Genomic DNA, 24,691 nt, shown 5'->3' with positions numbered 1-24,691 from the left:
CGAAGACACCGTGATGAGTCCCTCAGCCAGGCGCGGACGCCGCGGCGGCTTCACCCTCGTGGAGCTGCTCGTCGTCTTGGCGATCGCCGCTTTGGCGATGTCGGCCGTACCGCCGCTCTTCTCGGCGGCGATGCCGGGTGTGGAGATGAAGGCCGCCGCGCGCCGGACGGTGAGCAGCCTTCGCTTGGCGCGGGAAACCGCGATCCGTCAGGGAGCGGAGGTCGCCTTGGTCGTGGACGTCGAGCAACATCGCCTCGAGCTTGCCGGGCACCGCAGCCTGACGCTCCCCAAGCGTCTGGAGGTCACGCTCGAGGCCGCCGATCGCGAAATGCTCGACGAGCAGCGCGGGGCGATCCGGTTCTTTCCCGACGGGAGCTCGACCGGGGGCCGTATCATTCTGGCGAGCGACGGCTCCGGCTATCAGGTCGGTGTCGTGTGGTTGACGGGGCGTATCCGTTTGGCCCCGTGGAGCGCGCCGTGAAGGCGTTGCGAATAAACAGGAGGCGGCAGTCCGGCTTTTCGCTGCTTGAGGTGTTGGTTGCCTTCGCCATCCTCTCTGTATCGCTCGGGGTACTGATGCAGATCTTCTCGCAGGCTTCGCGGACCACCCTGGTGTCCTCCCAGTACAGCCGCGCCGCGTCCCTGGCCGAGGCCAAGCTGAACGCAGTCGGGACGGCGATCCCTTTGGAGGAAGGTGCCGTCTCGGGCGAACCCGAGGGCGGCATCGCATGGGAGATCACCATCCTCCCGGTCACCTTGGGCGAGGAGCTCGGTGAAGAGCCGCCGGCAACGCCCTACCGTGTCAACGCCACCGCGCTCTGGGAGGACGGGAGCCAGGTCCGCAGCCTGACGCTTTCGACCCTGCGCCTCGGGGAGCGGTTCTAGACCGCGTCCGCCATGCTATACCGAGCACACGCGGATTCTTCGCCGCATTGCACGCCCCTCGCACGCGGGGAATGCGTTGCACCGGCGCGGCCGCGGGCGCAGACGATGGGTGTCCGACGTCGCGTGCGCAACGCCAGGGGCTTTACCCTGATCGAGCTGCTCATCGCCCTGGCGATCGTCAGCCTTATCACGCTTATGCTTTTTTCCGGATTGAGTCTCGGATCACGCGCTTGGGAAGGCGTGGACGCGGTCTCCGAGCGGGTCTCCGAGGTTCGGGTCGCACGCGATTTTCTCATGTCGACCCTGAGTCAGTCGCGCGCGACGACCGTGACGCTCGACGCCGAAATGATCAACGTCTTCGCTGGGGACACCGAGCGATTGGAGTTTGTTGCACCGCTCTCCGCGCAGGTCGGCGTGCCCGGGCTTTACATCCTGCGACTGGAGCTTGTCCCGCACGATCAAGAGGTGAGTCTGGTCTTGACGCGTTGGCTGGTTCACCCCGAGGTGCTCGAGGGAACCGACGAGATCCCGACCTGGGAGCCGCTGGAGGCCGACTCGGGCTTCGCACTGGACTCAACCCGGCTCGACATGGATGCCGCAGCGGGCGCGTTCGGCCGGACCTTGCTCCTGGATCGCGTTGCCGAGTTCCGGATCGCCTATTTCGGTACCGCCGACGGGGAGATCGAGCCTGATTGGCACGAGGAGTGGATCGGACAATCGACGATGCCGACCCTGCTGCAAATCCGGATGGCCACGCCCGCGCAGTCCTGGCCGGATCTGCTGGTCAGCCTGCCGGTGCGCCTTTTTTGAGCGGGGTGCGCCCGATCGCCCGACATCAGCGAGGCATCGCCTTGGTCCTGGTGCTTTGGGTGCTGACCCTGCTCACCGTCATGGCGGTCGGCCTGACCGCGGCGCAGCGTACCGAGACGGCGCTGAGCGACAATCACGTCTCGGGCGCACGCTTCCGGGCCGCCGCGGATGCGGCTATCGCTTTCACGGTCCTCGTTTTTTCGATGCCGCCACCCGATGCGACCGATCCGGACGTATCCGCCTGGTTGCCCAACGGGGTGGCGGTGCCTTGGCGGTTCGGTGGGGTCGATCTCGCGATCCGGGTCTTCAACGAGGGATCGCGGATCGATCTGAATCAGGCAACGCCCGAGCTGCTTTCGGCGCTGCTCGTGGTGCTCGGCATGGAGGAAGACCCCGCGACCTCGCTCGCCGCGGCGATCGTCGATTGGCGCGACGAGGATGATCTCTCGCTCCTGAACGGTGCGGAGGATCGCGACTATCGCGATGCCGGCTTGACCCTCGGGGCGAAGGATGCGCCCTTCGTGGCCGTCGAGGAGCTGATGCAGGTCCTCGGGATGACCCCCGAGATCTACGCGCGATTGGCTCCGGAGGTCAGTGTCGATCTCGAGGGTGCGGGATTCGACGAGCGCTTCGCCTCCGCGGCGGCGATCGCAGCGACCCAGGGGATCCCGTTTGAAGACGCACAGCTTCGCATTGTTCAGCGCGATTCGCCTCTGTTCGAAGACAGCAGTGGACCTCGATTCGTCGATCGGGCAGGACCCCTCTACCGGATCGATATCGCGGAGACCGCTCCGGCCGGAGGCGGGCGGCGTATGGAGGCGCTGATCGAGGCAACCCCCGGACAGCAGCCGCCCTATCAGGTACGCTGGCGTCGTTTCGGGCTGCCCGGTGCGCCATCGCCGTCGAGCGAAGCCGATGCCGGCTGACTGGCGTCTCGGCGACGGGTGGACCTACACTCAAGGCGTCGGCTGAGCGCGAGCGCAGGCACGCGATATCCGACACGGATCGACAACCCCACTCCCACTGGCACACATGTCTCTCAGCAATCGACTCAAACTCCTCGGGCAGTTCCAGACTGTTCCTGTGGCGGATCTGGACGATGTCTACCGCGTCTTCCGGCGCTCGCTCGTGGTCTGTCTACCTGTCCCGGTTCGGCGTTTTCTTGCGCGCCGCGATCGTCGCTTGATCATCGAGCCCGAGGCATCGACCGCGCATCTTTACTTGATGACCGGCGAGGAGCGCGATCCGCTCGGGGAGATCGGCCTCGACGCGGCCATTCCACTGCCCGAGATCGCGCGATCCGGACACGAGGGCTCCCCGACGCGGGTCTTGATGATTCCACGCGAGGACATCCTGACCCGCAGCGTCTCGCTGCCGGCGCAGGTGCGTGCCAATCTGCCACAGGTGATTCGCTACGAGCTCGACCGCCTCTCGCCGTTCCAACCCGCCGACGTCCTCTACGATTTTCTCGCCAAGGCAGGCCCGAAGGGTGCTCCGCGCCTGCGGGTCGAGCTCGCCTTGTGCCGCCGCGATCTAGCCTCTGCGTGGGTCCGGCGCATGCGCGATGCAGGAGCGCCGATCGATCGGATCGCCTGGGAAGGGGCTTGGCCCTCGGCCAACCTCTTGCCGACGGCCGAGCGCCCGAAGCGCCGTCTCGACCTCTTCAGTGCCGACAAGCTTCTCTGGGCAGCGGTGGCGATACTCCTTGCAGCCGCCCTGGTCGGCCCGCTTTGGCAGCAAAAACGGACCGCAGAGGCACTCGATGCCGAGGTGCGGAGGGCACGCGTCGAGGCGGTCGCGGTCGACGATCTGCGCCAGGAGCTCGAGCGAGCGCGCTTGGGAAGCACGGCGGTACTTCGGCAGAAACGTGACGAGCCGAACATCCTCGTTCTTCTGCGCGAGTTGAGCGACCGTATCCCGGACGACACCTGGATCCAGACCCTCGACTACAACAACGGGCAGGTCGAGCTGCGCGGCGAATCCGGACAAGCGACCGCCTTGATCGCACTGCTCGAGGAGGCTCCCGGCATCGACGGGGTGTCGTTTCGCTCGCCCGTGACGCAGGTCCCGCAAACCGGCAAGGAGCGCTTCAATATTTCACTGCAGTTCACGCGAGCGGGGGAAGAATGAAGACCCCATCGCGCCCCGAGATCATCTGTGTCCTCGCATGGGTTCTACTTTTGTCGGTCCCGCTTTTGGTGATCGGCGGTCTGGCAGTTGCGTGGACCAGCGAGATGCGCGGTCTTTCCGCACGGATTGCCGACAGCGAAGATCAGCTCGTGCGTTATCGGCGGCTCATCCGATCCCTACCCGAGCTCAGTGCCGAGCTCGAGCGGGTCCGCTCCAACGAAAGTTTCAAGGCATTCTATTTCGATGCACCGACAGCGGCCTTGGCGGGGGCCGAGCTTCAGCGTCAAGCTCAGGACATCGTCACCGCAGCGAGCGGTCGCCTCATCAGTACCCAAATCTTGCCTGGACCGCCGGAGGAGAGTCCGCCGCGGGTCCGTGTTCGCACGCAGATCCAAGGGTCGACCGAAACCCTCCTGGATGTGCTCTACAATCTTGAGCAGGCGCGTCCTTTCCTGTTCGTGGATCAGGTTTCGGTACGCTCCTCGGCCCGCCCTCAGCAGCCTGAAGCCGATCCGCGCCGACGCGCGATGCGTCGCCCGCCCGTCAATCCGGCAGGCGAGCTGACGGTACGGATCGATATCTTCGGATTCACCCTCGGAGGTGACACTTGATCAAGTGGCTCCCCGGATTTTTCGCGTTCGCCCTGATTATGCTGCTTGCACTGCAATGGAAGGATTGGCCGCCCGGTCCATCACGCGCCGGCCTCGATGCCTCATCCTCGGCGGCTCCATCCCTATCCGCCGGGAGCGAACCGGACGCCGCGGCGCAATTGACGCCCCCGGATCCGAAAGACGCCTACGCGAGCGTGACCGACCGCCCGCTGTTTCGTCCCCAGCGTCGACCGGAAGAGGACGTCGATCCGGACGCGCAGCCAACGCTTGAGCCGGATGTGCTGACCTCGCTCGACGGCATGAACCTGAGCGCGGTCATCATCACGCCGAACCTGGTTTCGGCGTGGGTCCAGGATCCGAATCAACCCCGGCTCAGACGCCTGCGCATCGGCGATGATTTGGAGGGCTGGTCCGTTCAGACCATCCTTCCGGATCGCGTCCTGCTGGAGCGACAAGGAGAGCAGGATGCGCTAATATTGCGCGATTACGGAAAAACACCCAGCCCGGCTACCCCGATGCCGGTCCCGCGGCGCCCGCCCCGGGTGCTCCAACCCGCGGATCCCCGGACCAATGACACTCAGGACCACTGACCGCATCGGCCTGCCGCGCCGAGCCGATTCGAACCCGACATCCATGGATCCATTGCGCCATTTCGGTGCCCGGTCGTTCGCCGGTCGCCTACCCCGACTCGCAGCCGTCTTGATTGTCGCGGTCGTTTCCACGGCGTGCGAACGTGCCTACTGGGATCCGACGGTCCGAGTCGACGACATGGGCAACGACGGGACCCGTGCCCTGCAGGGCGGAGACCGCGGCATCGTCTCGCCGGGCACAACCGAAGCAATGAGCATTGCCCTAGGCGAAGAAGACGCCCCCGGTCGCGCCGTCGAGTCAGTCCAACGCGGCACCGGGACCTTTGTCCGCGAGATAGCACCGCCCAGCGTGGACACCACCCCGGGCGACGTCACCCTGAACTTCGACGGAACGGACATCCGAGAGGTCGTCAAGGTCATCCTCGGCGATCTCCTGCAGGTGAATTATGTTCTGCATCCCGCGGTTCAGGGTGTCACCTCGTTACAGACCGGTCGCCCCTTGCGTCGCGACCATTTGATCCCGACCCTCGAAACACTCCTGCGCATGAACAACGCGGCCATCGTCTACTCGGGCGGCGCCTACGAGGTGGTTCCGCTCGCGAATGCCGTTCAGGGTCGGGTCGTTCCCCAGCTCGGCGAGTCGGGTCGAGCGCTTCCGGAAGGTTACAGCGTTCAAGTCGTGCCCCTGCAATACATCGGCGCCGAGGAGATGAGCAACATCCTCCAGCCTTTGGCGCCGGAGGGGAGCGTGATTCGCGTCGACAATCTCCGCAACCTGCTCGTGATCGCCGGAACCAGCCCGGACATGGGCAACCTGCTCGACACCATCCGCGTCTTCGATGTCGATTGGATGGCGGGGCTCTCCGTCGGCTTCTTCGTCCTGGAGTACGCCAAGGCCAACGAGGTCGTAACCCAGCTTCAAACCCTTCTGGGCGACGAGGGCAGCAACCCGCTCAAAGGCGTATTCAGGTTCGTCCCGGTCGAAAGCGCCAACGCCGTGCTCGTGGTGTCTCCTCAGGCCAGTTATCTCCAACAGGCCAGCAATTGGATCGAGCGACTCGACATGGCCGAGGCGACCGGCGACGCCGCCGAGCGCCTCTTCGTCTATCGGGTACGCCACGGCGACGCCGAGAACCTGGCCGACACACTCTCCCAGCTCTTCGGCGGGGAGGCATCGCAACGCACCTCCTCCGTCGGCGGCGTTGCGCCCGGATTGGGCGGCTCCTCGATCGGCTCGACCGGCGATAGAGACAGTATCGGCGGCTTAGGCGGTATGGACGGCGGAGGCATCGGCGGACAGTCGGCGCCGCGTCGCAGCTCATCCCGCGAGATCGAGCTCTCCTCGGCCGTCAGTATCGTCGCCGACGCGACCAACAACTCACTGATGGTCAGGTCGAGCCCGAGGGACTACAAAAAGATCCTCGACGCACTCAAACAGCTCGATATCTTGCCCTTGCAGGTCTTGGTAGAGGCCACCATCGTGGAGATCAGCTTGGAGGGCAATCTCAAGTACGGGGTCCAATGGAATCTTTTCGGACTCGCGACCAAGGATCACCGCAGCCAATTTACCTTGGGCTCCGGTGACTCGCTCGCCAACAGCGTTGGCCTGAGCTTCCCCGGCTTCAACTGGGCCGTCATCAGTCGGCCCGATACCATCCGGGCGACCTTGAGCGCCTTGGCGCAGGACAACCTGGTCAACGTGTTGTCGTCCCCGTCCGTGATGGTCCTGGACAATCAGACCGCGAAGATCCAGGTCGGCAAAGAAGTCCCGATTGCAACCACCCAACAGCAGGGTCTTAGCGACACCGATCGCGTCGTCAACACCATCGAATATCGGCCCACGGGCGTCATGTTGTCGGTGAAACCACGGGTTACGCCGGGCGGCCTGGTTCAGATGGAGATCGAGCAGGAGGTCAGCACGGTCGACGAGGTCGGCAGCGGCGGCTCGGCGCTGGACTCGCCGACCTTCTCGACGCGCAACATCACCAGCTCGGTTGCAGTACGCTCGAACCAAGCCGTCGTTCTCGGCGGCCTGATTCAAAACGAGCGAAGCGACGGCAATCAAGGCGTCCCCGGACTCTACAACCTTCCGTTCGCCGGACCGCTCTTCGGGCAGCGCTCCAAGGCATCGAGAAGGACCGAGCTCGTGGTTGTTTTGACGCCGAAGGTCATCGCGAGCGACCAAGACGCCGAGACGGTTACGCGCGACTTCCGCAACAAGGTCCGCGGTCTTCAGATGAAGTTTTGATCGGCTCCGATCTCGATCGGCAGTGCCGTCATCACCCGAAGTTGATCTTGGCCTCGAGGTTCGGGGCCGAGTCAGCGTTGGCAAGCGCCTCTTCCAAGGTGATGGCGCCCTTGTGGTAGAGCTTCAAAAGCGCCTCGTCGAAGGTGGTGGTTCCCTCCTCGCCCTGTCCCTGCATCGCCTCTTCGATCGACTCAATGTGCCCGTCTCGAATGAGGTCGGAGATGTGCGGCGTGTTGACCAGGATCTCGATGGCCGCACAGCGTGCGCCCGTGGTGGTTCGGACCAAGCGTTGCGAGACGATGGCGCGCATATAGGCCGCGAGATCGGTAAAAAGCGTCTTGTGCATCTCCTGCGGGAACATGTTGACAATCCGTTCCATCGCTTGATACGCATTGTTGGCATGCAGGGTCGAGATGGCCAAATGACCCGTCCCGGCCAGCTCAATTGCCGCCTCCATAGTTTCGCGGGTCCGGATCTCGCCGATCAGGATGACATCCGGCGCCTCGCGCAGGGCACTTTTCAGAGCCCTCCGGTAGTCCTTGGTATCCAGCCCGAGCTCGCGTTGGCTGACGATGCACTGCTGGTGGGGATGCACGAACTCGATCGGGTCTTCGATGGTAATGATGTGACCCGGTGCCGTGCGATTGCGATGTCCGATCATCGCCGCGAGTGTTGTCGACTTGCCGGAGCCCGTCGCGCCGACCATGAGGATGATCCCCCGCTTGTGCATCACCAATTGGCTCAACACCTGGGGTAGATCCAACTCCTCGAGGGTCGGGATGCTGCTGCGGATGTAGCGCAGGACCATCGCCCGGTGTCCACGCTGATGGTAGGCATTGACCCGAAAGCGTCCTCGATCCTCCAAGGCGACGGCGAAGTCGAGCTCGAGCGATTCTGCAAGCTCACGCTCTTGATCCGCGTCGATGAGAGAGGCAATCGCCTCCCGACAAAAGGTCGGGGTCAAAGGGGTCTCGCCGATCGAGCGAATCACCCCTTCGATCTTGATCTTGGCCGGGGCTCCGGGGACGAAGAAGAGATCCGACGCCTTGTGTCGAATCATCATCTCGAGATAGGGATTGATATCCATCGCGCGCTAAGGTTTTCGCCCGCCGTCCGGATCGTGCAATCCGTCGATCATCCTGGAGCTCGTCAGGGCCTCGCTGAACAGGGTCGAGTCGAACGAGTCTCCATCCTCGTCCCCGAGGATGGAGAGTCCATCCATCTCGGCAAAGGGATCCCTGCCTTGGGCTTCGTGGCCCTCCAACTTGATCGCCAAGCGAAGCTCGTTCATGGAATCGGCGCTGCGCAACGCATCCTCGTAGCTGATCTTACCCGCTTCGTAAAGATCGAAGAGCGACATGTCAAAGGTCTGCATGCCTTGCTCGCGCGAGCGCTTCATGATCGCCTTGATGGACCCGACCTCACCCTTGAAGATCAAATCCTGGATCAAGGGCGAGTTGATCAAGACCTCAACAGCGGCGATACGGCCGCCATCCGTGCAAGGCAGTAGACGTTGCGAGATCACCGCCTTGAGATTCAGGGACAGATCCATCAGCAACTGGGCACGCCGCTCCTCGGGAAACAGGTTGATAATACGGTCGAGGGCTTGGTTGGCATTGTTGGCATGGAGCGTCGACAGGCAGAGATGGCCGGTCTCGGAGAAGTTGATGGCATGCTCCATGGTCTCTCGGCTGCGAATCTCGCCGATCAGGATGACGTCGGGTGCCTGGCGCAGCGTATTCATCAGCGCGATTTCCCAACTCTCGGTATCGACGCCGACCTCGCGCTGGGTAATGAGACAATGACGGTGGGGATGCACGTACTCGACCGGGTCCTCGATCGTGATGATGTGGCCGTAGCTGTGCTCGTTGCGATGACCCAACATGGCCGCGAGCGACGTCGATTTCCCGGAGCCCGTGCCACCGACGACCAAGATCAGGCCGCGCTCGCCCATCACGATATCCTTCAACACCGGGGGAAGCGCGAGCCCGTCGAGCTCCGGAATGGTCGCATTGATGGTGCGCAGGACCGCGCCGCAATGACCTTGCTGGATGAAGGCGTTGACCCGAAACCGACCGATCGACTGCGGACTGATCGCGAAATTGCACTCCTTGGAGGCGTCGAAGTCGCGGATCTGCCGGTCATTCATGATGGAGCGCACCAGAACGCTGGTCTGGGCGGAGGTTAAGGCTTGTTCGCTGATGGGCGTCATACGCCCGTCGATCTTACAGGCCGGCGGAAAACCCGCGGAGATGAAGAGGTCCGAGCCATTCTTGGCCATCATCTTGCGCAGGCAATCGAGCATGAAATGGGCGGCTTGCTGACGATCCATCGCTAATCTCGACCTCGCGACTCGATGTGACCATTCTGACGCGATGCAGAGCGGCTCGAACGAACGCCTTCACCAATCCTGTTTCGCGTGGAGCTCAATCCTAACGATGCAAACCGCGACCGTCTTGGCGATGCGCTATCGAGGATTAAGCGCGGCCAAGACCACTCCATGACACCCCGATCCAAGCACAACATAGTCCAGTCCGGCTCAACGCGCCAGATCGGAGCGGCCCATCAACCACTCATCGACCGCCCTTGCGCACTGACGGCCTTCGCGGATGGCCCACACCACGAGGGACTGGCCGCGACGCATGTCCCCGGCGCAGAAGACACCATCGACCGAGGTGTGATAGGCGGCAGGGCCATCCGTGGCGCCCTTGATGTTGCCGCGCGGATCCATCTCGAGGCCGGCGTTCTCGCGAAGCTCGGCGATCATGCCTTCGTGCACGGGATGCACGAAACCCATTGCCAACAGCACCAGATCGGCCTTGAGCTCGCCCATACTGTCCGGCACCGGCTGCATTAGCCAGCGACCGCTGTCGGTGCGCTCCCAGCGCACCAGCTCGAAACGCAACCCCTTGACGCGACCGTTCTCGTCGCCGACGAACGCCTTGGATGCGACGTTCCAAAGTCGCTCGCAACCCTCTTCCTGGGAGCTGGACGTGCGCAACCGGTTCGGCCACTCCGGCCAGGTCAATCCCTTATCTTCCTTCTCGGGCGGCTTGTCCAGGATCTCGATCTGAGTGACGGATTTGGCGCCGTGTCGGTTCGAGGTTCCGATACAATCCGAGCCGGTATCCCCGCCCCCGATCACGACGACATGCTTGCCGTGAGCGCTGATGAAGTCGTCCTCGGGGACGTAGGAGCCCTGCACGCGCCTGCTGTTGCGCGTCAAGAAGTCCATCGCGAAATGGATCCCGGACAACTCGCGCCCGGGCACATCCAGATCACGCGGTTTCTCCGACCCGCCGGCGAGAACCACGGCGTCGTACTCTTCGCGCAACCGGGCGACCGGGAGGTCTACTCCGATGTGGGCGTTGGTATGAAACTCGACGCCTTCTGTCCGCATCTGCGCCATGCGTCGGTCGATCAGCGCCTTGCTCAGCTTGAAATCCGGGATGCCGTAGCGCAGCAACCCGCCGATGCGATCAGCCTTCTCGAACAGGTGCACCTGGTGGCCTGCGCGCGCGAGCTGCTGGGCGGTCGCCAGCCCGGCCGGTCCGGAGCCGACCACGGCGACGCGCTTGCCGGTGCGCCGCTCCGGGACCATCGGCTTGATCCAGCCTTCCTGCCAGGCCTTATCCACGATGGCGCATTCGATCGTCTTGATGGCGACAGGGTTGTCATCAATATTGAGCGTGCAAGCGGCCTCGCAGGGTGCGGGACAGATGCGTCCGGTGAACTCCGGAAAGTTGTTGGTCGAGTGCAGGACCTCGATCGCCGCCTGCCAGTCACCCTTATAGACCAGGTCGTTCCAGTCCGGGATGAGGTTGTCGACCGGACAACCCCGATGACAAAAGGGAATACCGCAATCCATGCAGCGGGCACCTTGCTCGCTGACCTCGCGATCCGCCATCGGGATTACGAACTCGTTGTAGTGTACGACACGATCGGCGGCCGGCTGATAGCGCCGGTCGCGTCGGTCGAATTCAATGAATCCGGTCGGCTTACCCATGATCCACAATCCCCTTCGACTGCTTGAGCGTCTGTGGCGGACGGCTTTGGCGCGTCTGCATGGTTTCGAGCGCCCGGCGATAATCAACCGGCATGACCTTGACGAAGCGCGTTCGATAGATTTCCCAATCGTCGAGGATCCTGCGCGCCACGGCTGAATTGGTGTAGTGCAGGTGGTTCACGACGAGCTGCTTGAGCCGCGCGGCATCGTACCGGCTCATATCCTGACTGAGATCCACAAGGCCATGAGTCTCGAGGTCGCCGCCCTGGTGGTCGAGCGCCTCGAGGATGTCGTCTTCGCGGGCGATCGGCTCGAGCTCGACCATCGCCAGATTGCATCGGTCGGCAAAGGTGCCGTCTTCGTCCAGGACGTAGGCGACACCGCCGGACATCCCGGCCGCGAAGTTTCGCCCCGTCGGACCGAGCACGACGGCAATACCGCCCGTCATGTACTCGCAGCCGTGGTCGCCGACGCCTTCGACCACCGCGATGGCCCCGGAGTTGCGCACGCAGAAGCGCTCGCCCGCCACGCCTCGGAAGAAGCACTCGCCGCTGATCGCGCCGTACAGCACGGTATTGCCGACGATGATGTTGTCTTCGGCGCGCTCGATCGCGGATTCCGCCGGAGGATAGATGATGAGCCGTCCGCCCGAAAGACCCTTGCCGACGTAGTCGTTGGCCTCGCCCTCGAGCTCGATCGTCACGCCCGCAGCCACCCAGGCACCGAAGGACTGACCGCCTGTGCCCTTGGCCTTGATGTAGATGGTGTCCTCGGGCAACCCGGCATGCCCGAATCGCTCGGCAACCCGGCCCGACAGCATGGCACCGAAACAGCGGTTGTAGTTCCTGATCTCGGTCTGGATCCGCACCGGCTCGCGACGCGCGAGCGCCGGCTCGGCCTGACGGATCAGCGCGTGATCGAGCGCCTTGTCGATACCGTGATCCTGGCTCTCGCTGTTGTAGACCGCCACGTCCGCGCCGACATCCGGGCGGGCCAGCAGACGCGAGAAATCAAGACCTCGGGCCTTCCAGTGCGAGATCGCGTGCCGCATCTCCAGGCGCTCGGAATGGCCGATCATCTCGTTCAACGTGCGGAAACCGAGCTTGGCCATCAACTGACGGACCTCTTCGGCCACGAAGAAGAAGAAGTTGATCACATGCTCGGGCTGTCCGGTAAATCGCCGGCGCAGCTCCGGGTCCTGGGTCGCCACACCAACCGGACAGGTATTCAGATGGCACTTGCGCATCATGATGCAGCCCTCGACGATCAAGGGCGCAGTCGCGAAACCGAACTCGTCGGCCCCGAGCAGGGCGCCGATCACCACGTCCCGCCCGGTGCGCATGCCCCCGTCGACCTGGACCGCAATACGCCCGCGCAACCGGTTGAGAACCAGGGTCTGATGGGTCTCGGCCAGACCGATCTCCCAGGGCGAGCCGGCGTGTTTGATGGAGGTCAGAGGGCTGGCGCCCGTTCCTCCGTCATAGCCGGCGATGGTGACGTGGTCGGCATGGGCCTTGGAAACGCCCGCGGCCACCGTCCCGACACCCACCTCGGAGACCAGCTTGACCGAGATGCGGGCCTTCGGGTTGACGTTCTTAAGATCGTGGATAAGCTGCGCCAGATCCTCGATCGAGTAGATATCGTGATGTGGCGGCGGGGAGATGAGCCCCACCCCGGGGGTAGAATGGCGGACCCGGGCGATCTGCGGGCTCACCTTGTGGCCCGGCAGCTGGCCGCCCTCGCCCGGCTTGGCGCCCTGCGCGATCTTGATCTGGATATCGTCCGCACTCACCAAGTACTCGGTTGTGACGCCGAAACGGCCCGAAGCCACCTGCTTGATGGCCGAGCGCGCCGGATTCGGCGAGCCGTCGGACAACGGCTGGAAACGCTCGGGCTCTTCGCCGCCTTCACCCGTATTGGACTTCCCGCCGATGGCGTTCATCGCCTTGGCGAGCGTGGAATGCGCCTCGGGCGAAATGGAGCCGAAGGACATGGCGCCGGTCGCAAAGCGTTTGACGATGGCGCTGGCCGGCTCGACCTCTTCGATCGGGATCGGCTCGGGAGCGAACTTCAGCTCCATGAGGCCGCGCAAGGTCAGGAGCCGCTCGGACTGGTCGTTGATCAGGCGGGAGTATTCGCCGAAGGTCTCGAAGCTCTTCGCACGGGTCGCGTGCTGGAGCTTCGAGATGGTCTCGGGGGTCCAGACATGATCCTCGCCGCGCAGTCGATAGGCGTAGTCCCCGCCGACGTCCAGGTGCTTGCGATAGATCTGCTCGCGCCCGAAGGCTTGTGCGTGCCAGCGCACCGCCTCCTCGGCGACCTCCTTCAGACCGATCCCTTCCACCTTCGATTGGGTGCCGGTGAAGTAGCGCTGGATGAAGGGCGTGTTGAGCCCGATCGCATCGAAGATCTGCGCCCCGCAATAGGACTCGAGCATCGAGATACCCATCTTCGACATGACCTTGAGCAGCCCCTTGCCGATCGCCTTGATGTAGCGCTTCTGACCCTCTTCAAAGGTTAATGGCTCGGGTAGATGCGGCAGCAGCGACTGGATGGTGTCGAAGGCGAGATAGGGGTTGATCGCCTCGGCGCCGTAGCCGGCCAGCGTGGCGAAATGATGCACTTCCAAGGCCGCACCGGTCTCGACCACGATGCCCGAGCTGGTGCGCAGGCCGCGTCGGATGAGATGGTGATGCACCGAGGAGGTGGCGAGCAGCGCCGGAATCGGGATGTGGTCGAGATTGGTGTTGCGATCGGAGAGGATCAGGATGTTGTAGCCGGCCAAGACCGCCTGCTCGGCCTGCTCGCAGAGGCGATCGAGCGCCGCGCCCATGCCTTGCGCTCCCTCGGTCGCGGGGTAAACCATGTCGAGCGTACGGGTCCTGAACGCGGCCCCGGCGCTGTACTCGATGTGCCGAATCCGCTCCAGGTCTTGATTGGTCAACACCGGCTGCGGCGTCTCCAAACGCCAGTGCTTGCCGGCCTCGTTGATCCCAAGCAGGTTCGGACGCGGCCCGATCATGCACACCAGCGACATCACCAACTCCTCGCGGATCGGGTCGATCGGCGGATTGGTGACCTGCGCGAAGTTCTGCTTGAAGTAGGTGGAGAGATGCTTGGGCCGGCTCGAAAGCACCGACGGCGGATTATCCGCACCCATCGAGCCGACGGCCTCTTGTCCCGTCAGGATCATCGGGCTCAGCAGAAACTTGATGTCTTCCTGGGTGTAGCCGAAGGCCTGTTGCGCGTCCAACAGGGTGGCGTCGTCCGGAGACATGGGTCCGACGCTCGTCGGCAGCTCGTCAAGCCGGATCTGCGTCTTCCTGAGCCATTCGCCGTAGGGCTTGGCCTCGGCGAGCTGGGTCTTGATCTCGGCATCGTCGATGATGCGGCCCTGCTCCAGGTCGATCAGGAGCATCTTGCCGGGCTGCAGACGCCATTTCTTGACGATGCGCTCCTCGGCAATGTCGAGCACCCCCATCTCGGAGGCCATCACGACCATGTCGTCTTTGGTCACCAGATAACGCGCCGGACGCAGACCGTTGCGATCCAGCGTCGCGCCGATCTGGCGCCCGTCCGTGAAGGCGACCGCAGCGGGACCGTCCCAGGGCTCCATCAAGGCCGTGTGATATTCGTAGAAGGCGCGGCGCTTCTCATCCATCAAGCGGTTGCCGGTCCAGGCTTCGGGGATCAGCACCATCATGGCGTGCGCGAGCGAGTAGCCGCCCATCACCAGCAGCTCGAGTGCGTTATCGAAGCAGGCGGAGTCCGACTGACCTTCGGGGATCAGGGGCCAGATGGTGTCGAGGTCGTCGCCGAGGATGTCCGAGCGCATGGTGTGACGGCGCGCGGCCATCCAGTTGACGTTGCCGCGGAGTGTATTGATCTCGCCGTTGTGGCAGATCATGCGGAACGGCTGCGCCAGATCCCAGGTCGGGAAGGTATTGGTCGAAAAGCGTTGATGCACAAGCGCGATGGCGGATTCGAAGCGCTCGTCGGAGAGATCCAGATAATAGTTGCCGACCTGGTCGGCGAGCAGCATGCCCTTGTAATTGAGCGTGCGCGAGGACAGCGAGGCCGTGTAATAAGAGGTCTTATCGTATCCGGAGCCGCGGATCTCGTTGTCCATCCGCTTGCGGATGACGAAGAGCTTGCGCTCGAAGGCGTCCTGATCGGCACAGCTCTCGCCGCGGGCGATGAAGACCTGCTGGACGAGTGGCTCGGTCGGGAGCACGCTCTTGCCCAGATCGCGGTTGTCGACCGGAACATCGCGCCATCCCAGCACCCGTTGACCGCCTTCCCGCACGTGGCGATCGACGATGTCCTGCATCAAGCCGCGCGCATCCGCGTCGCGGGGCAGAAACACCATGCCGACCCCATACTCGCCGACCGGCGGGAGGTCGAACGAGACCTGCGCACGCATAAAGGCGTCCGGGATCTGCACCAGGATCCCGGCACCGTCGCCGGCCTTGGGATCCGCGCCGACTGCGCCGCGGTGGGCAAGGCGCTCAAGGATCTCCAGGCCCTGCCGGACGATCGCGTGGCTCTTCGTGTTCTTGATGTTGCAGACGAAGCCGACCCCGCAGGAATCGCGTTCGTTGGTCGGGTCATAGAGACCCTGTGCGGGCGGATAGGCACGAAGGCTCATGATTGACCTCGCTGATACGAAAAACCTGTTGCCGGGGATTGTGCAGTCGCGACCCGCGCGCTTACACCTTCAAACCTGTGTGTGATTGTCGCAACGGAGACCCGACATCACAATCGTATCGTCATTTCGAACGGGAGAGGCGACGATCATGACCGAGACACCGCAAAACCCCGAAGCATAACGGCTCAGCAGAAGCTGTGCCACATTCCCCCGAAAACAAATCAATCGCATCCTCTCAGCGTGCGCTCGGTCCCGTCGGCTTCGGTCTCCGCATGCCGGAACCGCGGAGCTTCATTGCCCTGCGCAGACCTGCTCGAACAGGCGCTCGTGCGAGGCCGACCGGTGGCACGAATGCCCCGCGGTCGCGCGCGAGGCGCTCAAGCCGCCCTAAATGAGTGCAAGCGAAGGCGATGCTAGGAGGCCGCGGCGTCGAGGGTCGCTCGCAGAAGGTCAGGATCGACGTCGCCCGTTACCAGAGCGTCTCCGGGATGTTGCAGGAGAACCAGGCGAAGTTGACCGTCCTGCACCTTTTTGTCGACTGCCATGAACTCGATAAACCGATCGGCGGAGAGATCGTTCGGGGCGGCGACAGGAAGGCCTGCGCTTGCAACCAGGCGGCGTACCCGCTCGACATCGGTCTCCGTAAGCCACCCCATGCGGGCGGAGAGATCGGCTGCCATGCAGATTCCGACTCCGACCGCCTCGCCGTGAAGCCAGGCGCCATAGCCGGTCGCGGTCTCGATGGCGTGCCCGAAGGTGTGTCCGAGGTTCAGCAGCGCACGCTGCCCGGCCTCGAGCTCGTCTTCGGCGACGATCTCGGCCTTGATCTCGCAAGAGCGGCGGATGATGTAGGCCAAGGCATCGGGATCGCGCGCGAGCAGCTCGGCCATGTGCGTTTCGAGCCAGGCGAGGAAGGTCGCGTCCCTTATGAGCCCGTACTTCAAGACCTCGGCCAGCCCGGCCGAGAGCTCGCGCTGCGGCAAGGTCGCCAAGGTCGAGGTGTCTGCGATCACCGCTCGGGGCTGATGGAAGGCCCCGATCATATTCTTCCCGGCCGGATGGTTGATGCCGGTCTTGCCGCCGACCGAGGAGTCGACCTGTGCCAGCAGGGTCGTGGGCACCTGGATGAAGCCGACCCCGCGCTGATAACAGGCGGCGGCGAACCCGGTCATGTCGCCCACCACGCCCCCGCCGAGCGCCACCAGGGTGCAACCGCGGCCGAAGCGCGCCTGCAGCAAGGCGTCGAAGATCCGGTTCCAGATCTCCAGCGTCTTGTATTGCTCGCCGTCGGGCAGCACCACCTCGCCGAGGTGATAGCCCGCCAGCGCCGAACGAACCGGCTCCAAATAAAGCGGCGCAACCGTCTCGTTGGTCACGATCATGACCTGGGAGCCGAGCAGATGCGGCCGATAGAGATCCGGGTCCGAGAGCAGGCCGGATCCGATGTGGATGGGATAAGCGCGTGCCCCGAGGGCGACGGTGAGGCTCCAGGTCATGGCGTTTCTCCGATCATGCTGCATCGACGCGAGCAGTGCTCGCGTTGAGGTTCAGATCTCTTCGGACTCCAAGCGCCGACAGATCTCCTTCACCACGGAGCTGGTGCCGCGCTTTTCGGTCGAAACGACCATGTCGGCGACCTGGCGATAAAGCGGCTCGCGCTCCTCCATCAGATCGCGCAGTTTCGCGAGCGGATCCTCCGTATCCAATAAGGGGCGATTCCGATCGCGAGCGGTACGGGCGAACTGCTGCTCCGGGCTGCAATGCAGATAGATGACGACGCCGCGCGCCGCCAGGTCTTGACGATTCTCCGCCGACAAGATGACCCCGCCGCCGGTCGCGAGCACGATCCGCTCCTCGCTCACCAGCTCCTCGATGACTTGGCGCTCGCGGGCACGAAAGCCGTTCTCGCCCTCGAACTCGAAGATGGTCGGGATGTCCACGCCCGTGCGGCGCTGGATCTCCTGATCGCTGTCTTTGAAGGTATATGACAGCGTCTCGGCGAGCTGCCGTCCGACGGTACTCTTGCCGGCGCCCATCGGCCCGACGATAAAAATGTTCTGTGCGCGCATCATAGGAAAGGTATGCCAGATTTTCTGCGCGCGGGCAAGGGCAAGGACGCCCGACCCAAGCGCGGTAGGAAAGACGATGCAGGCGGCGAGCGAGCGCCGGAGCGGTCGATCACGGCCCGATCGAGACAACGCGAGATCAAGCGCAACCCTTTAAGCTCCATCGAGTATCCGCTGCGGGTCGAGGTTGACACTCGAGGGGGCGGGCGCTGCTAGTGCAGCACGGCAGCTGTGTCGAGACCCTTCGTTGTCCTTGTCGTAATCGACCATCGATACGACAACGATTACGACAACGAAAATGATCGCGGACGGTCTCGGAATCTCTGCACGGCTCCACTAAACCGCGTCCAAAGCGACATGCGATATTCTCATTTTGTGTTGGGCCCAAGGATTTTTCCGACTATCGTGGAGACGCGGTATAGAATTCATTATTTTCTAATGCCTTAAACCGCGTCAGCTCCGTCAGTTGTCGGACCTGGCGCAGCCAAGCCAATCCAACAAACGACGCATACCGCACCCGGCGCGGTTTAGGCGAATTCCGGAAACCTTCATCCCAAGGGCGTAGGTTGTGCCGAGCCGTGCGAGGCACAACCAACCGTCGGCGCAAGTTGTGCCTCCTATCGTCAGCACAACCTACGGGTATGGAAGTTTGCAGAAATCGCCTTAGTTTCCAACCAGGTCGCCCTTGAGGATCTTGGGCGTGACGAAGATCAGGAGCTCGGAGTTGTTGTCCTCGCGAGCCTCCCGCTTGAAGAGACGCCCGAGGACCGGGACGTCTCCGATCCAGGGGACCTGCTCCTTGGCGAAGACCTTGGTGCGCTCGTAGACACCGCCCAAGACGACGGTCTCTCCGTTGTCCACCAAGACCCTTGTATCGATTTCGCGGGTGTTGATGGTCGGCGTGCCCTCGACGACACGACTGAAATCCGGCTCATCCTTTGTCACCACCAAGTCCATGATGATCCGGTCGTCCGGGGTGATCGCGGGCGTGACCGTCAGGCTTAGGGTTGCGTTCTCGAATTGGACGTTCGTGCCGTCCTGAGAGACGGTCGGGTAGGGGATCTTTTTGCCGACCTCGATCCTCGCCTCCTTCTGATCGGAGGTGATGACGCGCGGACTCGAGATCACCTCGCCGCGTCCCTCGCGTTGCATCGCCGAGAGCTCCAACTGAAGCAGGTAGGAGCCGACCTTACCGATCAGGAAGTTCACCGCGCCCGCCGGGTCTGTCGCCGGGAGGTTCACGAGCAGGGAGGGTGCATCGGTCGCGGCCGGGTTCACAATGATCGAGTTGATCGGCTGCCCCTCGATATTGAGTCCGAACGGCCCGGCGTTGTATTGCCCTCCATTGTCGATGTTGCCCGGCAAACCTCCGCCGATCAGCATCTCGTTGTTGTAAAGCGCTCCCATCGAGGTTGCAAGACCGAATCGCACACCCAGATCTCGCGTGAAGTCATTGTTCGCGATCACCACACGGGACTCGATCATGACCTGCCGGACCGGGATGTCCAACCGCGCGACGATCTCGCGGATCTCATCAAGCTTTGCGGAGGTGTCCATGACCAGCAGGGTATTGGTGCGCTCGTCGAAGGTCACGCTGCCGCGCCCGGGTGTCAAGATCGAGTCTTTGGTGGATTCACTCACTGTGCGATCAAAGACTCGGCTGTCGCGGCCGATCGGGCTGCTGCCTCCTTGTGAGACTGCGGTCGACTGCAGGCTGGAGGCGCCCCGAATGAAGGCGGCGATCTCCGCCGCTTTGGCGAAATTCACCGGGATGAACTCCGAACGGATCGGCGCCAGCTCTTCGAGGCGCTGGTCGGCGGTCAGGGTGCGCTCTTCGTGCCCGACGATCTCGTCGAAGGGGCCGATCATGATGACATTGCCTTCCTGGCGCTTGGTCAGATTCTTGGTCTTGAGGATGATGTCGAGGGCCTGATCCCAGGGGACATTCTTCAGACGCAAGGTGATGTTGCCGGCCACCGAGTCGCTGGCCACCAGGTTCAGATCGGTGAAGTCGGCGAGCAGTTGGAGGACCGCCCGCACCTCGATGTCCTGAAAGTTCAACGAGAGCCGCTCCCCGTCGAAGACGACCTTTTCGCGCGCGAGTCGCTCCTTCTCGGCCGCCGTCAGCGGTCGCAACTCCAAGGTGAAGAGGTCGTCAGTCTGGTAGGCCATGTAGTCGAAATCGCTTCCGGTCTGGACATTGACCTCGACATTGCGTCCCTTGGGCCGGGACTCGATCGCCACGACAGGTGTAGCGAAGTCCACGACGTCGAGTCGGCGAAACAGACGCTGAGGCAAGGCCGCGTCGATGATGTCGATGAGGACGCGGCTTCCTTGCTCCCGCACGGTGACGCGGGTGGTCGCACTCGGGAGCTTGATCAGAACACGCCCCTCGCCCTCCGGACCGCGACGGAAGTCGATGTCCCGAACACTCGGCCCGGGGGGGGCCGCTCCTCCGTCGGAGGCGGGGCGATCCCAGGGTGCGGACGCCGGCGCCCGCGGCGGTGCTCGCGCAGGCGTGGGTGCCGGCGACGCGGGTTGCGCCACGTCCGGCTCGCCCCCGGCGTCGATATCCACACGCACCCGGTTGCCTTCGGTCGTCACGCGATAGGGGACTGAATCGTTCAGGTTGATCACGATACGGGTACGATCGCTCGCCTCCACCGCGACCAGGCTATGGACCGGACCGACGCCGATCGGGACGGCCCTCCGCTCGAGTCGGTTGGCAACGCCCTCGAAGTCGAGCGCGATCCGTGCGGGAGACATGGTGTCGAAGCTCCGTGGAGCGCTGACCGGCCCGGAGAAGAGGAGCTGGACCTCGACCCGGTTCCCCGGCTGCGCCGCGAACTGAACCTCAGTGAGATCGATGGCCGCAACGTTCGCCGCGCCGAGGGACAAACCGAGCAGGGCCGCGCAATGGAGCAGCCACGGGAGGATGCCGCGTGCTCTACGCGGGCTCGGTCGATAGGGGCTGTTCATCGCGCCATGCCTCTGCCTGTCACGGGGTGAGTTTGAGCTCGGCCGAACGTTCGCGCCAATCGCCGGGTATTTCGGAAACGATCTCCGTCAACCGGATGGCCTCGTCGGTGACGTCCACGATCTGTCCGTTGTTCATGCCGAGATAATTTCCGACCCGCACGCGGTAGACCAAACCCTCGCGCGTTCGAACCAAGGCCCATCGGGTCTCTTGCTGCTGAACCGTACCCACCATGCGCAGCGCATCCAAGGGATAGCTCTCGAGCTCTTCTTTGGGTCGAAGCGGATCCGGGGCGAGGCTGTCGTCCGCTCCGGCGGCCGCCGCGGTTTGCGTGTCCATCACGAAAGGATCGCGTCGCTCGCCCGGCTCAAAGACGAAGGCATCGACGGGTTGAATCTCGGGCAGGGGCTCGATCGGCCTCGGCGGGCGCGCCTTGACCTCGTCGACGTAGGCCCGCAGCTCCTGCGTCCCGCTGCCGTCGCAGCCCAACAGGAGCAACGTCACCAGGGCCATCGTCCCGGATACGCAGGCCGAGCGAAATCGTCTGCTCACTGTTCGGCAACCTCGTCGAGATACCGGTAGGTCTTCACCGTCGCCTGCAGCGACAGCTTTGCCGCCCCGCTGCCGGTCGTTCCGCCGGCATCGCCGATCTTGGTGTCGTGGACCGTCACGATGCGCGGCAAGGATGCCAGTCCGCTCACGAAGCGACCGAAGTCGTGATAATTGCCTGTGACTCGAATCTGGATGGGCAGCTCGGCGTAAAAGTCCTTGAGCTGCTCGCTGCCCGGTTGAAACAGCTCGAACTCAAGCCCCGAGGCGAGCCCGGTCTGAGAGACATCGACCAGGAGCGACGCGACCTCGGTCCGATTCGGCAGTTGACGAAGCATCGCCCCGAAGGACTCCTTCATCTCCTCGATCTGCTGGCGATACTCCTCCAGATTGGCCGCCTTGCGCTGCTTGGTCTCGAAGGATGCGCGCAGATCCAGCTCGGTCGCCTCGGCGCGATCGAGCCGACTCAACTGCTCCTGCGTATTGAAATAGAAGACCGCACCGCCCAAGGCGATGCAGGCGAGCAAGATCGCGATGACCTTCACCGCGACCGGCCACTCGCCGACGCTGTTGAGATCGAGTTGGTTGAGCTCGCTTAAATCCATCCAGAGGTCTCCGCTCGCCGCATCATGCGGCGACTGTCGGCCATAAGCCGTATCCCCGACCGTCGGTCCCCTGGGGCTTGCATCTGTGTCGATGCCGGGCTTGCCGCGGGGCTGACCTGATCGAAGGCCAACCTAAACTGGCTCAGACCGGTCCCGGTCTTGTCCTCGATCAACTGCAGACGAGGGCTGCCGATCCACTGCGATGCCTCGATGTTTCGCATAAAGGCCGAAACCCGCGCATTGGACTGGGCACGCCCTTCGACGACGACGGCCCGTCCGTTCTGCTCGAGCTTGGTGAGAAAGACACCTTCGGGAATCGCGACCACCAACTCGTCGAACAGCCGGACGATCTCCGGGCGGCTCTCCTGAAGCTGCTGGATGATGTCCATGCGCGAGAGGAGATCCGCCTTGATCTTCTCAAGATCCTGGATCTCTTTGATCTGACGCTCCAGTTCCGCGATCTCGCCCTCCAAAAGCTGATTCCTGGCCTGTTGATCACCGATTCTCCCTTCGATCTCCAAGTGCACCAACACCGCCAGGAGCAGCGTGAAGACCAGTGCAAGACCTCCCGCGACGGCAAACTCCTTACGTCGCCGTTGCCGCGCCTCTTCTCGCCAAGGCAGGAGGTTGATGCGCGTCATCTAGTCGAATCCTCGCAAGGCCAGACCGACGGCGACCATCATTCCGGGCGCCTCCCGCATCAACTCCTGGGTCTTGATGCTCGGCGAGATCGACATTCGACGAAAGGGATTGGCGACGGCGGCCGGAAGTTTGAGGCGTTCCGACATCAGGACATCGATCCCTGGGATGCTTGCCGGTCGTCCTGCAAGCAGGATCCGATCGACGCGGTTGAAGCTGGTCCCGGAATAAAAGAACTGCAGGGCTCGCCCGATCTGTTGGGCCAATGCCTCCTTGAAGGGCCCGAGCACGTCGGTCTCGTATCCCTCCGCGACATCCCCGTCGAGGATCTTGCCCAGAGCCACCTCGCGGGCAAAGCCGTAGCGGCGTTGCACCTCGTCGAGCAGTTGTTGACCTCCGAAATTCTGCTCGCGGGTATAGACGATCAGACCTTCGTGCATGACATGCAGGGTCGTCGTCGCGGCACCGACGTCGGCCACGGCCACTGTTCGAGTGGCCTCGAGCTGGGTCTGGTCCTGTGCTTCTTCGGCGAGGATCAGCGAGCAGGCGTTCTCCATGGCGTAGGCCTCGACATCGACGACGGCCGGGATCAGCCCGGCCGCCTCGAGCGCGCCCACCCGGTCATCGACATTCTCTTGACGCGAGGCGACCAACAACACATCGACCATCGACGGATTGCCCTTCGTCGGGCCCACGACCTGGAAGTCGAGATTGACCTCTTCCAACGGATAGGGAATGTATTGATCCGCCTCGAGCTGGATCTGGTTCTCCATCTCGGCATCGCTGAGGGTTCCGGCCATGGCGACCACCTTGGTGATCACCGCGGAGCCGGCAACGGCAACCGCGGCCCGTTTTGCCCGCGTGCCGGTGTTGCCGACGGCTTTGCGGATGGTCGCGGCCACACGATCCGGATCCGCGATCTTCTTCTCGACCAGCGCGCCCGGCGGAAGCGGCTCGACCGCAAAACACTCGACCCGAAACGCCGCGGCCGTCTGAACGGGCAGGCGTGACAGCTCGATGAGCTTGATTGCCGTCGAGCTGATATCGATCCCGATGAGGGGTTTTATTTTGCTGTTGAGGCCGAACATCGCCATGTCGTAAGGTGATTTCCGTTCTGTTTGGCTCGCCGCACGAATCCCCGAACCGGCGGGGCGCGGTGCCGGAGGCGCCCGAGCCCGGCTTCTGGACAGAGCCTTTGCTGGCCCCATTATAGACAGGCTCCAGGCTAATGCGCGGTCTTTGAGCACATGAAAGACGAACAGATGACGGGACGCACGTGATTGAGGTACGCCATGCCGACGAGAGAACGCATCAACGCCCAGCGCGAGCGACTTGCCTACGAGGCCGCTCGTATCGTCCTCGAGCAAGGTCTGGAGGATTTCGACCGGGCCAGACGAAAGGCGGCCGAGCGCGTCGGTGTGCCGGATCGGCGTCATTGGCCGAGCAACGAGGCGGTGCAGGACGCGGTTCTGGCGCAGCGTCGGCTCTTCATGGGGCAGGCCAACGAGGACGAATTGCGCCGTCTCCGTGCCGCTGCCCTCCGGGCGATGGAGCAGCTCGATCTGTTCGCACCTCGCCTGATCGGCGGCGCTCTCAGCGGTGCGCTCGGCTCGGGGTCGGGCATCGAGCTTCTCCTGTTTGCCGATCGCGCCGAAGACGTGATCTTCACGCTGCTCGACCTGCGCATCCCCTGGCGCGAGTCCGAGAGGACGATGCGCTATCCCGACGGCCTGCGTTGCTCCCATCCGGCCTTTCGATTCATGGCCGGCGAGGTCCGCGTCGAGCTCATGGTGCTGCCGCGCCGGGCTTTGCGTAATCCTCCTTTGGATCCCGTCACCGAGCGCACGCTGCGCGGAGCGGATCGTCACGAGGTGGCTCGGCTGATCTCGATCGGCGGCTGAGAAACGCCTGTCGAGTCGGCAATCCT

Annotated in this window: 20 protein-coding genes; 9 read left to right on the top strand and 11 right to left on the bottom strand. The window is 63.5% G+C overall.

Translation table 11 applies throughout. The features are described 5' to 3' along the window. Positions 1-13: 13 nt before the first annotated feature. The 8 genes from AADX97_RS08695 (at position 14) to gspD (ending at position 7,274) form a co-directional block, all read left to right on the top strand. Positions 14-481, top strand: coding sequence for a GspH/FimT family pseudopilin (locus AADX97_RS08695; protein WP_374233362.1), 468 nt, complete (start codon positions 14-16; stop codon positions 479-481). After that, positions 478-885, top strand: coding sequence for a prepilin-type N-terminal cleavage/methylation domain-containing protein (locus AADX97_RS08690; protein ID WP_374233363.1), 408 nt, complete (start codon positions 478-480; stop codon positions 883-885). Before AADX97_RS08695 ends, AADX97_RS08690 begins: the two co-directional genes overlap by 4 nt. 105 nt (positions 886-990) lie before the next feature. Then, positions 991-1,695 (top strand): type II secretion system protein J, encoded by a 705-nt coding sequence (locus tag AADX97_RS08685; protein ID WP_374233364.1) that lies wholly within the window; start codon positions 991-993, stop codon positions 1,693-1,695. A gap of 5 nt (positions 1,696-1,700) precedes the next feature. Beyond that, positions 1,701-2,621, top strand: coding sequence for a general secretion pathway protein GspK (locus AADX97_RS08680; RefSeq protein ID WP_374233442.1), 921 nt, complete (start codon positions 1,701-1,703; stop codon positions 2,619-2,621). Between the two features lie 106 nt (positions 2,622-2,727). Further along, positions 2,728-3,825 (top strand): PilN domain-containing protein, encoded by a 1,098-nt coding sequence (locus tag AADX97_RS08675; protein ID WP_374233365.1) that lies wholly within the window; start codon positions 2,728-2,730, stop codon positions 3,823-3,825. After that, positions 3,822-4,436: a type II secretion system protein GspM gene (gene gspM / locus AADX97_RS08670; RefSeq protein WP_374233366.1), complete on the top strand. Its 615-nt coding sequence runs from the start codon at positions 3,822-3,824 to the stop codon at positions 4,434-4,436. The genes AADX97_RS08675 and gspM overlap by 4 nt, the downstream gene beginning before the upstream one ends. Beyond that, positions 4,433-5,026 carry a hypothetical protein gene (locus tag AADX97_RS08665; RefSeq protein ID WP_374233367.1) on the top strand — a complete coding sequence of 198 codons (594 nt, stop codon included), beginning with the start codon at positions 4,433-4,435 and terminating at the stop codon, positions 5,024-5,026. Before gspM ends, AADX97_RS08665 begins: the two co-directional genes overlap by 4 nt. Then, the gene (gene gspD / locus AADX97_RS08660; RefSeq protein WP_374233368.1) at positions 5,007-7,274 is read left to right on the top strand and encodes a type II secretion system secretin GspD; all 2,268 of its coding nucleotides are present in this window, start codon (positions 5,007-5,009) and stop codon (positions 7,272-7,274) included. Before AADX97_RS08665 ends, gspD begins: the two co-directional genes overlap by 20 nt. A gap of 31 nt (positions 7,275-7,305) precedes the next feature. On the opposite strand, the gene AADX97_RS08655 is transcribed toward gspD, so the two are convergent. The 11 genes from AADX97_RS08655 to pilM all read right to left on the bottom strand — a co-directional run bounded on the left by AADX97_RS08655 (position 7,306) and on the right by pilM (position 23,852). Beyond that, positions 7,306-8,361: a PilT/PilU family type 4a pilus ATPase gene (locus AADX97_RS08655; protein ID WP_374233369.1), complete on the bottom strand. Its 1,056-nt coding sequence runs from the start codon at positions 8,359-8,361 to the stop codon at positions 7,306-7,308. A 6-nt stretch (positions 8,362-8,367) separates the two neighbouring features. Next, entirely contained in the window at positions 8,368-9,606 is a 1,239-nt protein-coding gene (locus AADX97_RS08650; protein WP_374233370.1) for a PilT/PilU family type 4a pilus ATPase, read from the bottom strand. A gap of 207 nt (positions 9,607-9,813) precedes the next feature. Then, positions 9,814-11,280 (bottom strand): glutamate synthase subunit beta, encoded by a 1,467-nt coding sequence (locus AADX97_RS08645; RefSeq protein ID WP_374233371.1) that lies wholly within the window; start codon positions 11,278-11,280, stop codon positions 9,814-9,816. Further along, the gene (gene gltB / locus AADX97_RS08640) at positions 11,273-15,928 is read right to left on the bottom strand and encodes a glutamate synthase large subunit (protein ID WP_374233372.1); all 4,656 of its coding nucleotides are present in this window, start codon (positions 15,926-15,928) and stop codon (positions 11,273-11,275) included. Before gltB ends, AADX97_RS08645 begins: the two co-directional genes overlap by 8 nt. Before the next feature lie 413 nt (positions 15,929-16,341). Beyond that, positions 16,342-17,424, bottom strand: a complete 1,083-nt coding sequence (gene aroB / locus AADX97_RS08635) for a 3-dehydroquinate synthase (RefSeq protein WP_374233373.1) — start codon at positions 17,422-17,424, stop codon at positions 16,342-16,344. 51 nt (positions 17,425-17,475) lie between these two features. After that, positions 17,476-18,000 (bottom strand): shikimate kinase AroK, encoded by a 525-nt coding sequence (aroK, locus tag AADX97_RS08630; RefSeq protein WP_374233375.1) that lies wholly within the window; start codon positions 17,998-18,000, stop codon positions 17,476-17,478. Positions 18,001-18,657: 657 nt separating this feature from the next. After that, a complete protein-coding gene (gene pilQ / locus AADX97_RS08625) occupies positions 18,658-20,973 on the bottom strand; it encodes a type IV pilus secretin PilQ (RefSeq protein ID WP_374233376.1) in 2,316 nt (771 codons plus the stop codon). Positions 20,974-20,992: 19 nt separating this feature from the next. Next, positions 20,993-21,523: a pilus assembly protein PilP gene (locus AADX97_RS08620; protein WP_374233377.1), complete on the bottom strand. Its 531-nt coding sequence runs from the start codon at positions 21,521-21,523 to the stop codon at positions 20,993-20,995. Then, entirely contained in the window at positions 21,520-22,125 is a 606-nt protein-coding gene (locus AADX97_RS08615; RefSeq protein ID WP_374233378.1) for a type 4a pilus biogenesis protein PilO, read from the bottom strand. Before AADX97_RS08615 ends, AADX97_RS08620 begins: the two co-directional genes overlap by 4 nt. Continuing rightward, on the bottom strand, positions 22,116-22,766 hold the full coding sequence (locus AADX97_RS08610) for a PilN domain-containing protein (RefSeq protein ID WP_374233379.1): 651 nt from the start codon (positions 22,764-22,766) through the stop codon (positions 22,116-22,118). The genes AADX97_RS08615 and AADX97_RS08610 overlap by 10 nt, the downstream gene beginning before the upstream one ends. Then, the gene (pilM, locus tag AADX97_RS08605) at positions 22,767-23,852 is read right to left on the bottom strand and encodes a type IV pilus assembly protein PilM (protein WP_374233443.1); all 1,086 of its coding nucleotides are present in this window, start codon (positions 23,850-23,852) and stop codon (positions 22,767-22,769) included. A gap of 204 nt (positions 23,853-24,056) precedes the next feature. On the opposite strand from pilM, the gene AADX97_RS08600 reads away from it, so the two are divergent. Further along, complete coding sequence (locus tag AADX97_RS08600) at positions 24,057-24,665, top strand: hypothetical protein (protein WP_374233380.1); 609 nt, start codon at positions 24,057-24,059, stop codon at positions 24,663-24,665. Positions 24,666-24,691: the final 26 nt, after the last annotated feature.

It is taken from the genome of Thiocapsa sp. C2-2m (genome assembly GCF_041903745.1).
GTDB lineage: Bacteria > Pseudomonadota > Gammaproteobacteria > Chromatiales > Chromatiaceae > Thiocapsa > Thiocapsa roseilacustris.
This window is presented reverse-complemented; position numbering and strand designations above follow the sequence as displayed.

Bases quoted from the DNA above. Each gene is read 5' to 3' on its own strand.
- AADX97_RS08695 (WP_374233362.1), top strand. From the start codon at position 14: ATGAGTCCCTCAGCCAGGCGCGGACGCCGCGGCGGCTTCACCCTCGTG.
- AADX97_RS08685 (WP_374233364.1), top strand. From the start codon at position 991: ATGGGTGTCCGACGTCGCGTGCGCAACGCCAGGGGCTTTACCCTGATC.
- AADX97_RS08675 (WP_374233365.1), top strand. From the start codon at position 2,728: ATGTCTCTCAGCAATCGACTCAAACTCCTCGGGCAGTTCCAGACTGTT.
- gspM (WP_374233366.1), top strand. From the start codon at position 3,822: ATGAAGACCCCATCGCGCCCCGAGATCATCTGTGTCCTCGCATGGGTT.
- gspD (WP_374233368.1), top strand. From the start codon at position 5,007: ATGACACTCAGGACCACTGACCGCATCGGCCTGCCGCGCCGAGCCGAT.
- AADX97_RS08655 (WP_374233369.1), bottom strand. From the start codon at position 8,361: ATGGATATCAATCCCTATCTCGAGATGATGATTCGACACAAGGCGTCG.
- AADX97_RS08650 (WP_374233370.1), bottom strand. From the start codon at position 9,606: ATGGATCGTCAGCAAGCCGCCCATTTCATGCTCGATTGCCTGCGCAAG.
- AADX97_RS08645 (WP_374233371.1), bottom strand. From the start codon at position 11,280: ATGGGTAAGCCGACCGGATTCATTGAATTCGACCGACGCGACCGGCGC.
- gltB (WP_374233372.1), bottom strand. From the start codon at position 15,928: ATGAGCCTTCGTGCCTATCCGCCCGCACAGGGTCTCTATGACCCGACC.
- aroB (WP_374233373.1), bottom strand. From the start codon at position 17,424: ATGACCTGGAGCCTCACCGTCGCCCTCGGGGCACGCGCTTATCCCATC.
- aroK (WP_374233375.1), bottom strand. From the start codon at position 18,000: ATGATGCGCGCACAGAACATTTTTATCGTCGGGCCGATGGGCGCCGGC.
- pilQ (WP_374233376.1), bottom strand. From the start codon at position 20,973: ATGAACAGCCCCTATCGACCGAGCCCGCGTAGAGCACGCGGCATCCTC.
- AADX97_RS08615 (WP_374233378.1), bottom strand. From the start codon at position 22,125: ATGGATTTAAGCGAGCTCAACCAACTCGATCTCAACAGCGTCGGCGAG.
- AADX97_RS08610 (WP_374233379.1), bottom strand. From the start codon at position 22,766: ATGACGCGCATCAACCTCCTGCCTTGGCGAGAAGAGGCGCGGCAACGG.
- pilM (WP_374233443.1), bottom strand. From the start codon at position 23,852: ATGTTCGGCCTCAACAGCAAAATAAAACCCCTCATCGGGATCGATATC.
- AADX97_RS08600 (WP_374233380.1), top strand. From the start codon at position 24,057: ATGCCGACGAGAGAACGCATCAACGCCCAGCGCGAGCGACTTGCCTAC.